The 10,740-nt window shown below is 49.0% G+C and carries 5 protein-coding genes and 1 pseudogene; 1 reads left to right on the top strand and 5 read right to left on the bottom strand.

Translation table 11 applies throughout. The annotated features are described in order from the left end of the window. Position 1 precedes the first annotated feature (1 nt). Complete coding sequence (locus AC6I77_RS19170; RefSeq protein ID WP_008924462.1) at positions 2-856, top strand: aldo/keto reductase family oxidoreductase; 855 nt, start codon at positions 2-4, stop codon at positions 854-856. Positions 857-895: 39 nt separating this feature from the next. On the opposite strand, the gene AC6I77_RS19165 is transcribed toward AC6I77_RS19170, so the two are convergent. The 5 genes and pseudogenes from AC6I77_RS19165 to AC6I77_RS19145 form a co-directional block, all read right to left on the bottom strand. Further along, on the bottom strand, positions 896-2,395 hold the full coding sequence (locus tag AC6I77_RS19165; protein WP_008924461.1) for an alpha/beta hydrolase: 1,500 nt from the start codon (positions 2,393-2,395) through the stop codon (positions 896-898). Positions 2,396-2,723: 328 nt separating this feature from the next. Next, positions 2,724-4,175 (bottom strand): sugar porter family MFS transporter, encoded by a 1,452-nt coding sequence (locus AC6I77_RS19160; RefSeq protein ID WP_003848221.1) that lies wholly within the window; start codon positions 4,173-4,175, stop codon positions 2,724-2,726. 1,673 nt (positions 4,176-5,848) lie between these two features. After that, a complete protein-coding gene (locus AC6I77_RS19155) occupies positions 5,849-6,820 on the bottom strand; it encodes a ParB family protein (protein WP_003855842.1) in 972 nt (323 codons plus the stop codon). Positions 6,821-6,827: 7 nt separating this feature from the next. Further along, the gene (locus AC6I77_RS19150; RefSeq protein WP_003855844.1) at positions 6,828-8,027 is read right to left on the bottom strand and encodes an AAA family ATPase; all 1,200 of its coding nucleotides are present in this window, start codon (positions 8,025-8,027) and stop codon (positions 6,828-6,830) included. A 1,615-nt stretch (positions 8,028-9,642) separates the two neighbouring features. Then, positions 9,643-10,574, bottom strand: a pseudogene (locus AC6I77_RS19145) (RepB family plasmid replication initiator protein). Positions 10,575-10,740: the final 166 nt, after the last annotated feature.

Here is a 10,740-nt window from a genome sequence, read left to right as displayed (position 1 = left end):
CATGTCAAATACCACCATGACTTATCCGTTAGGCGATCGTGAAGTCAACCGTCTTGGTTACGGCGCGATGCAATTAGCCGGGCCAGGTGTCTTCGGCCCAGTGAAAGATGAAGCCAGGGCAATACAGGTTCTGCGCGACGCTATCGCGGCTGGTGTCAATCATATCGACACCAGCGACTTTTACGGGCCGCATGAAACCAATCAGTTAATCAAAAAGGCGCTCTATCCTTATCCTCAGGATCTCTGCATTGTCACCAAAGTAGGCGCCCGTCGCGATGCGAAAGGTGGCTGGCAGGCGGCGATGGAACCCGAGGCGCTGACGCAGGCAGTGGAAGATAACCTGCGCAACCTTGGGCTGGACGTGATTGAGGTCGTGAACCTGCGCAGTATGTTGCATCCGGCTAAACCTAAAGAGGGCTCCCTGATGCCACAGCTGGAGGCGTTGCTGGCGTTACAGGCTCGGGGACTGATTCGGCACATTGGCCTGAGCAACGTCACTGCCACACAAATTGCAGAAGCGCAGGCCATCACACCGATTGTCTGCGTGCAGAATATGTATAACCTCGCGCATCGACAGGATGATGAACTGGTGGATCAGCTGGCGCAACAGGGCATCGCTTACGTGCCGTTTTTTCCACTGGGCGGTTTCTCCCCGCTGCAATCGGATCGGCTTAATGAGGTCGCAGTATCCCTGAAGGCTACGCCGATGCAGGTCGCACTCGCGTGGCTACTGCGGCGCTCGCCCAATATTCTGCTGATTCCGGGTACGTCATCGCCGGAACACCTTAAAGAAAACCTCGCCAGTGCCAGTCTGCAACTGTCAGATGAGGTGATGGAAAAGCTGAACGCGATATAACATCTGGCCCGCAATTTGCGGGCCTGATTCTCTGGTGGTTCAGAAATGGCTCAGGCAGGCTGCCAGTGGCGGCTTGTCGCTGCAACTGATTTGGTGATCAATTTGTTCAATCATGTAAGGGTAAAACGGGTTGGAGGTAGCACGCATGATCGAGTCCAGCCCGACAATCAGCACGGCACTCTCTCCGCGTAGTGACAGCGTCCCAAAACTAATACCAAACTCATTCTTCTTAGCGGGTGCACTGCCATATAAACCATCCTCAGCAGGAAATGGAATGGCAACATGTGACAGCGAGTAGAGACCTGCCGGATAATCAATTGCCAGCGGTTTAATCTGTTCCTGAATCTCACCGGCAGGCACGCTTTTCGTTACCATTTCCAGCGACGTCGCTGAGGCATTAGTGATAACCGTTGAGGCATAACGGCGACGGGCAGCGGGCAAAAGCTGATTTACCGCGGTGTATGAGGAGTGACGAAATAGCGGACTGACGCTGACCGCCTGATTGATATCGAATAGCACCAGCTCACTGCCATTCTCCGGCAGGAAATTGTACAACGAGCGGATCACCGAGGATGTGCTGACAGTAGAATCCATAACCGACTGGAAAGTGAGTACCGGCGGGAAGGCAGACAGCTGTTTATTCCGTGCGTAAAGCTGGATCTCTTTCTGCAGCGCCTGCGTCAGCAAATAGGTCTGACGGGCAGCGTGAACCGGGAAAGAGTTATATTTAAAGGGATTAAACTCCGGCACGATGTTCAGCCACGCGGTTTTTGAAAACGCCGGAAATACAGCGGGCAGCCCGGCAATACCGGCAAAGCGGGCAAAACGCGTTACACCAATCATCGGCGATAACAGTATGAGCTGTTGCGGACGACGCAGTGTGTGATCATCCAGGCTGTCGAGCGCGTATTTTACCGCCAGCGCCCCACCGTTAGAGAAACCGACCAGATGCAGCGGCGTCTGCGTGCCTGCCAGACGGGTCGCTTCTCTCACTGCGAGACGTGTGGCGGCCATCCAGTCCTGCCAGTCTACATCCGTCAAACCGGCAGGCACCGTACCGTGACCCGGTAACCTTATCGCGACGACCGCATAACCCTGTTGATAATAAACGTCTGCCACATGACGCAGGCTATAGGGACTGTCGGTCAGACCATGTAACAGGACAACGGCACCGCGCGGGGTGCCTGTTGGTCGCAGGATATAAGAACGATTCCAGTCCTGCACGAAACGGCCAGGATAGATCATGCTGCCGGCGTAATATCGATTAAGTGGCGTTTTGTCTTCAGCTTCAAGTTTGTTGCTGACCTGCTGCTTCATCTCATTAAAAAGATGGTCTTCGGCATTGAGATAATCAGCATAAGTTGCGTTATCCAGCTGGCTCGCGGTCAGCTCATGGGGAATCCAGGTGTGCCAGCGCTTTAACTCCGGTCCGCGCTCGGCTTCATAAATGCGGATAATCAGAAGTAGCAGTAATACCAGCCCCGTCACTATCCCCAGCCGCCAGAGTCTGCGTTTAGCCGTTTTCCACTTCCGGTTCATACGTCCTTTCCTGAAAAATTAAAACACATAATGACACCACGCGAATAAAAAGCTGCGATTATAGCGGAGAGTGGGATGCGATCATTGTCAGTAGTCATGCTAGCTTAATCCGGATTTACAGAAAGACTTAGCGGAAAAATGCAGAGAGAGACGCTGGCGATTTCAGCCTGAAATCGCCAGCGCTGTATAAAAATAGAACAGAATATTTGCTGATTACAGTGAATGCTTTGGCGGCCTGGAGATGAAGGGAAGCGATTAGGGATGAATTAGCGGGGAATGGTAACGGCGTAAAACCGGATCCGACCGTCAGGCCGAATCCGTTGAGGGCTTATAACGCTTCAGCCTCTCTGCGCTTTTCACCGAACTTCTCTTTCATGTGGGACTCAATCTCTTCAAGGCTCTTGCCGCGCGTCTCGGGAACCATCGCCATCACAAAGAATAGCGACCCGACATTAATTGCAGCAAAGATAAAGAAGGTTGTGCTGCCTGCATATTCCATAACAGGTGGGAAACCAAATGCCACCACAGCATTAAATATCCACTGTAGTGAGACGGCACCACCGGTTAATACGCCACGCAGTTGCATCGGGAACAGCTCCGACATCATCAGCCAGTAAACCGGCGAGATGCACATCTGCATACAGAACAGGAACATCAGAATGCATGCCAGGGCGAGATAGCTCTGCATCACACTGGAGCTCATAAAGGTCAGCACGCTGCCCAGCATGATCTGTGCCGTGATGACCAGACATAAACCCGTAATCAGCATGGTGCGACGCGGGAAGCGACTAATGGCCCAGATACCGACAAACGTGGCCAGAACAGAAACCACGCCATTACCGATGGTGGCGGCGATTGAGGCACTGGTCCCCAGACCAGTCGACTTCAGAATGATCGGTGTGTAGTACATGAAGCCGTTGACGCCAGTAAACTGCGCGACAAAGCCCAGTCCTACACCAATAATCATCAGACGGATAACCCACTTCTCACGGATCAGTGTTTTCGCATCCGGCCCGCGTTCTGCCGCCCTCGCCTGCTTCTTCATCTGCGCCATCTCATGACGCACTTCGCGCGGCGTTTCACGCAGATACTTCAGAATCTTTTTCGCCTCTTTTAAGCGCCCTTCCGCCACCAGCCAGTGTGGGGACGCAGGAACGAAGAACGTGCCGATGAACAGCAGGAATCCCGGTACCATCGCAATCGCCAGCATGTAACGCCACAGATGTTCATCATGCAGCAGATAACTCAGAAGCGTACTGGCGACATAGGCAATAAGCTGTCCGGTCACGATCATCAGCTCATTGCGGCTTACCAGAGGTGCACGCAGGCGCGGTCCGGCAATCTCGGCAATAAACACCGGTACAGTTGAAGAGCCACCGCCGACAGCAATCCCCAGCAGGAAGCGCATCGCCACCATAATATTCACCGAGGGCGCCAGCGCCGTTCCCAGTGAACCCAGAACAAAAATGACTGCAAGGCTGCGTAACGTAATACGGCGGCCAAAACGATCAGAAAAGAAACCACTCAAGAAAGAACCGATGGCCGCGCCGAACACCAGCGAAGAAGCTACCAGGCCTTCAGTGAATGAATTCAGTCCCAGGCCGCCCTGACCGGGTGGTGAACTCATATAAGGTAACGCACCCGAAATAATCCCGGTGTCATAGCCAAAAGCCAGCGCGCCCATAGTGGCAACCAGCACCACGAGAAAAATGCGTTGGCGTACCGTATCCGCAGGCGCGTGATCGCCTGCTTCACCAGAGTCTGGTGTATTCGTACTCATAATATTCCTGCCATTAATAAGTTAAACATCCGTTTGATTACATTTCATACGGAATAGAAATGGAACATATTTACCGATTGGGCAACGAAGTGTAGACGGTATTTGAAAGTTAGCTTTAGCAATACGCCTTTCAGGGGGAGATAAATAATTAAAGAAAGAGACTGGAGTAACCGTGACCACCTGAACGTCTTTTCTGACTTCGAATCCCTGACGTACCGACTGGAATGCGCCACAGACTCGCCATGCTGTGAAGCAGTACAGGTCTGTGTTCACAGCTCTATTGAATGTGCTGACCATACCGTTTCTTGTTTGCTGAGTGCCGCTGCGCAGCTCATTCTCAGCTAACCATCCACTACTGAAGACGTGACGGTTGCCTGGTTCGCCGCTTAATCAGTGGTGAAGTCCTTAGCAACGAGCGAATCAAATCAACAATCCTGATTACTGATTACTGCTTGCTGACTGGGATAAGGTCGCGAGGTGAGCTCAAAGCAGGTAAAGGAATAGACATATTGGTGGGATATAGAAGTCAGATGTTTTTGAGATGCTGAGCATTAAAATCTATTCGCCACTTTAAAGCCTGCTTTATGAAATATCACAGGATGATAAAAAGTGCTGTGGTGCAACGCTGCACAACACTCTGTTTACTGATTGCAGTGGTCAGCGGGTTTATCTGCCGCCTGATTCTGATAGTGCGGGTAAACTGGCACTGATAAAGGGGATGGTTACGTTGAGAACGGCGTAATGCCAGATTCACTGTAAACAGCGATTGTTTATAGTTTTTGTTTTCATGCTGCTTAATGACATCTGCATAGGGTTTAGCTGGCGACGCTCAGTTAGTCTACACAACATAGTGAATCTGATGCTTACCGGGTTTCAGGTTGTGATTCAACACTGACGCGTTCAGTGCTCTAATCCATTCCTGATACCTTTACGCTGAGATCCATACCGTGAACATGCTATTGCTCAGAAAATAAGTTTGTTACGAGAAAAAAGTTATCCACTTTTTCTGTGGATAAGTGAGGGATATTTTATGAGTATCTTTTTTCATGCACTCTCCATGACCTCTCTGACCGTAATGTGAGATTCATAGAGGCGCTCATTTTTCCAGGCATGTGCAGTTTCAACAAAGAATAGCCATTAACCAAGTGGCGATTTCAGGCTGAAATTAACTGCAATTTACATTTAAAAACAATGATTTAATAGAACATTATACTGGCGGAGGCTTTTGCAGACAAAAGTTTCGCAGCGGGACCTACGCATTATCCTCAGGGAGCGAGTTATGGAGAAGTTAAATCTCAGGTTACTGGTTACTAATGAACCAGCAGAAAAATACGTGCTTGCATTAACACTATTTTTTCAGTGAAGGCTGACATCGATGCAAGTTGATTATTGTTATATCAGATTAAATTCGCTTTTGTTATTCATTGTCTTCCGGTCGGCTAACTCATAATTTTCAGCTCTGACTACATGACAACATAATATGGCGATTTCAGGCGCCAGCAAAACTGGGAAAACTCTATAAAACCAATAATAATCATAAGCTTAGACAAGAACCACCTTGCTCCGGGCTGGCGATTTCAGCCTGAAATTCATGATTCTGCATCCCCTTTAATTGCTCTCAGTCCCAATAAAAAAGCCAGCGTTAAGCGCTGGCTGATTGGTGTGAGGTTGATTCAACGGTTAAGGTATTTCTTGAGCGTTTCAGCGATGACTTTATCAAGCTCTTCCTGCAACTCTTTTGATTGCCGGTTAAATTCATAACTGAACATACGACCGCGTACCTTTTTACGGGCAAAGCGATCTTTATCAGCAAATGACCATAGCGCAGTGGCCTGCGTTTTGTCTTTTTCCGGTTCTTTCATCAGCGTCTGACTTCCCTGTCGAATCAAACGCAGAATGTGATTTTTAAGCTCATCCTCAGCCAGCCCGTCACGGGCGCAGACGACATCAATTTCTCGCGAGATCGATTTAATCAGGGCTTCTGTGCTTTGTCCGGACTCACTCAATTTGTCAGCAGCCTGAAGCAGTGCTTTGTAGTCGGGATAGGTAAGCTCAGCCTGATTAGGAAAGAGTGCAATTAAATCTGACGGCACACTGGCGGCCTGAAGCGCACGTGTGACTTTCGCTTGCGATAAGCCCTGGTTTTCTGCGATTTCTTTCTGCGACAGACCGCCATCTTTAAGCGTTAACAGTCGCATTCCCACTTCACGCAAATTGTGTTCGCGAGCAGTCTGAATATCCTGTGCCAGTCTGCGTGCTTCATCCGGTGTAATTGCAGCATCAGTAACCAGCACGTCCAGCCCGGTTTTACAGATAAGCGCGGCTGCACGTCTGCGAGAGCCATCCAGGATTTCTATGCGCTCATCACGCATTACGCCAATAGCCGGGAAAAACTGCTGCAGCTTGATGGTACGAATAATGTCGCGCAGTGAGTCAGGTGTCAGTCCTGTTTGATCGCGGCCATTCGTTTCCATCGTGACGAATGTCTTACTTTCAACATCACTTGCCGCAATACGTTCAAAACGAAACTGGGCGCGCTTGCCCGTTGCCAGTACAAATGTCTGGTTATGCTGGCTGTCATTCGTGTCATTTTCCAGTGGAGTCTGGCTGAAGGTTCTGCCAATCGTAATTCTTTTTGCGCTCATACAAACCTCAGTTCAGGCGAATAAATTCGATACGGTCGAAGACGGCTTTTGCAAAATCCTCTGCCGCGGAACGTGCATTCTTCAACGCTTCGCTGCTACCGACATAGGTTGACGGATTGGCTGAGATAACCGTATCAAACGATTCACCGCAACGTTCGAACCCATCCAGGCGGGGTAGGGCGGCATCGAGCATATCCCCGCCAAAAATCTCTTTTGCCAGGCTATGGCAGAGTTTGTGGTCAGCTTTATTAGAGAGCTTTGACATAAAGCCAATGTTGCCCTGCAGGCGACAGGTGGCGCCGGAGTCTTCGATAATCGCAATCAGTTCCGGCAAACGTGTCAGGTATTTTAATGTTGAATGGAAGTCAACCTGAGCGGGTGGCACCGGCGTCATCAGGAGATCTGAAGCGGCAATCGCATTTTTCAGGAAAGCATCAAGATGTGGGCCGCTGTCGATAAAGATGAAGTCATAATCTTTTTTAAGTTTTGCAATCACATTGTCGTACAGCACGGCATGGACGTTCTGTTCTGGCAGATGCTCAGCACAAAGCTGGTCCCAGCTTGAGGCGATGAAAGCATCATCAATCGAAGCAGGCAGCACATCCACGCCAGGGATGATCGACGGAACAATAAATTCATTAACCAGTTCATCACGGGAGACGTTTTGCAACATCGCCTGTGCGGCAGTGGCTTCTACCAGCCCAACGGAACGCTCGTGATTCAAAAACATGGTTGCCGATGACTGCGGGTCGAGGTCAATAACCAGAATGCGTAAATCTTCATATAAGAGATGAGGATGGGCACGAAGCGCATGGGCCAGTGAAACCGTAGAGACGGTTTTGGAAACGCCGCCCTTGAGATTACCCACAAAAATAGTGAAAGCATCACTATGACGATCCCGGTATTTCGGCACGCCACGATGATGGTAGATATCGATAATATTCTGAATCGACATGGCATATTTAACAGAAGAACCGGCAGCCCGTTTATCAAACTGATAACCGCTCTCTTCCATTTCATTCACCGCGTAATCGACGCTGGCACGGGTCAGTTTGGGCAACTTTGCTAACGCCGCTTTGGCATAGACCTGATAGTACGTATTTTCATGCAGTTCCTGCTTCTGCGCCTGAATCTGGTCGGTAAGGCTAAGAAGCATGCGTTCTGAACGCTGTGCAACTTTCATCACCTGTTTGTCATCGTTAGCCATGGTTGCTCCAAACATGTAGGATTTATGACTTTATACAGAAATCCTGCACGTGAGGCAATAAATTATCATCTCAACATGATATGCGTTTTTATGTGAGTACACGGATTTTGGTGAGCTTCATCACATTATTGATTCTGTATGAATAGCCTTTGCAGATAAAATTTGCAGAGCATTCACTGTAATCAGCAGATCATTCACTGTAGTGAGCAGATAAACAGGGAGTGGAATACGAAAACCTGATGCAAAACGAGAGCAGACGAGTTCAGGGTATCTCTCAATACTCACTAAGCGTTCACTGTAATCAGCAAATCCACGTCATATCAGATGATTTGTGAGTCAGTCATGAGCTGTATTTTAAAGAGATTAGTGGGTACGTAGCCAGTTGCGCCACCCACTATGCTGAGTTTTAACGTTGTCTGTATAAACGTTCACTGTAATCAGTAGCATTGCCCCGGTGTGAGTCTTACCAAAGAAAACGTTCACTGTAATCAGTAGGTGCGTCTGTCAGGTGTCAGCGTGAAAGAGTAGGGCGACATAAACGTTCACTGTAGTCAGCAATATCCGGCTATTTAAATGTGAGTGGGTCATAAAGCATTGGGACCAAATGAAAGGCCAGACATCGCCAAATTCCAGGCCAGAGTAGGTCGGTGGTGAAGAGGATAAGGGTTCGTCTGCGTTCACTGTAATCAGTAAATCCTGACTGAAGCGAACGACATTCACTATAGTCAGTAGACACAGGAAGGACTTCACAAACATTCACTGTAGTCAGTCGAGAGTGCGCGTTCTTACAGCGCCAACCGGTGCCCAGCCGTGACAAACAAACTATGACTTTCAACGTGTACGCTATGACTGACAAGCCTGGAGCAGGCGGTCCTCTGCTTTTGTACATCAATAAGGGCATGACTCTTGTGACGTAACATTCACTGTTATCAGTAGCCGACGCAACAACTCGTCTATTCTCTCAACAAAGATTCACTGTATTCAGTAGACCGTTCACTGTAATCAGCAGGACGTCGCTGCTCAATCATAGCAACCTGGACTGCCCTGAATGGGGCTTCAGGTATAAACGTTCACTGTAATCAGTAGACCAGATGGCAAACGGGATGGCAGCAATGCGCAGGAAAGAGGACGATGTCAGCCTGCATACATTCACTGTAATCAGTAACAGTGTCACGTTGATCAACAGCCTGGCCTGTCCGTCATCACTGACTGGGAGGCACGATCCCGCGATGAGCCTGAGTGGCACAACAGAGTACTAACATTCACTGTAATCAGTAGCGTTCACTGTAATCGGTAAAAGAGAGACGTGCCCTTAACCTGAATCCATACATTCACTGTAATCAGTAAACAGGGCAAAGACAGATACTCGCAAAGAAGTATGTAAGTACACACTCACTCTAAAAGCCTTATAAATAAACGAGTAGAGAGTTGCAGGTTAACATCGGGGCGCGGGTCATCACATAGCCTTTACTGATTACAGTGAACAATACTGATTACAGTGAATGCCTGAGGAGTACTGATTACAGTGAAGGGTGAAGTGATGGAAGCAATGTCATCCTGCTCAGAGGAAGTGACACTGCCACGCAGGAATGCTGATTACAGTGAACGTCAGGCGTTAATCTTCAAACTCGATCTCATCCAGCGAATCAATGCTCTCCAGATTACCGATACCATCAAGCTTAGGCGTGCGACTGTGAATAATGAAAAACACAGAGCGGCCGCGCTTCACTTCTGAATAATCCAGATAACCGATCTCTTTTAGCTGCTCCATCGCGCGCCTTACCACGTGGTTTTCTGCGTAGTGGTCTTTGAACCGAGGTTAAGACGCATGCGCAAACGTGCAAGGGAGATGGGTGCCGGATTGGTCGGCAGACTCTCCAGGAAGGTGTAGAGCGCCTGCGCAGACTCTTTACGCTTGAGGCGGGAGATGGCCCGGAGCTGAAGCAGTACTTTGTGGTCGAAATTATAAAGTTCGAACAGCTTAGGATCAGCCTGAATGCGGACGATATCTTTTTCACGGTCGTAATAAGCAGACTGCACCAGGTGGGTATGATACGCCTTGCCATTGCCTTCAAAGGAGAGGGTATTGGTCGCAATACGTCGTAGCGAGGCATCAAGGCGTTTTCGTAGCGCAGCAGAAGAGTTAGCAGAGGGAATGCCGCACATCTTCACAAAATCAATAAACGGCAGGGTGACCGTGTCGCCTTTGGTCGGATAACGCGAGAATGACTGAATAATACCTGCCCAGGTTTTGAAATCGTTATCCATATCCAGCCGCGCGCCGGTAATGGTAATCTTTTCGTAACCCTCCGCTTTCACCAGCGTCAGGTTCTTTAGCTCTTTCGTCGCATCTGTTGAGGCCATCGCCCCGGATTTCCCGCGAGCGGTCGATTTCAGCGTTGGCACAAAGAGCCCGAGACGCATTAATGCGACGGGCTGAACGGTATTATTCTTGTTGGGATGAAGCTGGATAACTTCACCACTGTTTTTTGTCACAGACAGAAAAGGTTCTAGTAACGCTTTGTTTTCGTTGTCTTTATCTGCCATGGCGTAAGATCTTCATTCTGTGGATGAAAGGGATCGTTTTCTGACTACAGTGAACATTAGCACTGTTTACAGTGAACATTCTACCTGGTACAGTGAATAAAGTACTGATTACAGTGAACACTTTACTGATTATAGTGAACACGATCACCCTTTTAGCCCTTGGTGG

The sequence above is a fragment of the Pantoea sp. X-Soil-ISGK-259 genome (assembly GCF_059730705.1).
This window is presented reverse-complemented; position numbering and strand designations above follow the sequence as displayed.

Bases quoted from the DNA above. Each gene is read 5' to 3' on its own strand.
- AC6I77_RS19165 (WP_008924461.1), bottom strand. From the start codon at position 2,395: ATGAACCGGAAGTGGAAAACGGCTAAACGCAGACTCTGGCGGCTGGGG.
- AC6I77_RS19160 (WP_003848221.1), bottom strand. From the start codon at position 4,175: ATGAGTACGAATACACCAGACTCTGGTGAAGCAGGCGATCACGCGCCT.
- AC6I77_RS19150 (WP_003855844.1), bottom strand. From the start codon at position 8,027: ATGGCTAACGATGACAAACAGGTGATGAAAGTTGCACAGCGTTCAGAA.
- AC6I77_RS19155 (WP_003855842.1), bottom strand. From the start codon at position 6,820: ATGAGCGCAAAAAGAATTACGATTGGCAGAACCTTCAGCCAGACTCCA.
- AC6I77_RS19170 (WP_008924462.1), top strand. From the start codon at position 2: ATGTCAAATACCACCATGACTTATCCGTTAGGCGATCGTGAAGTCAAC.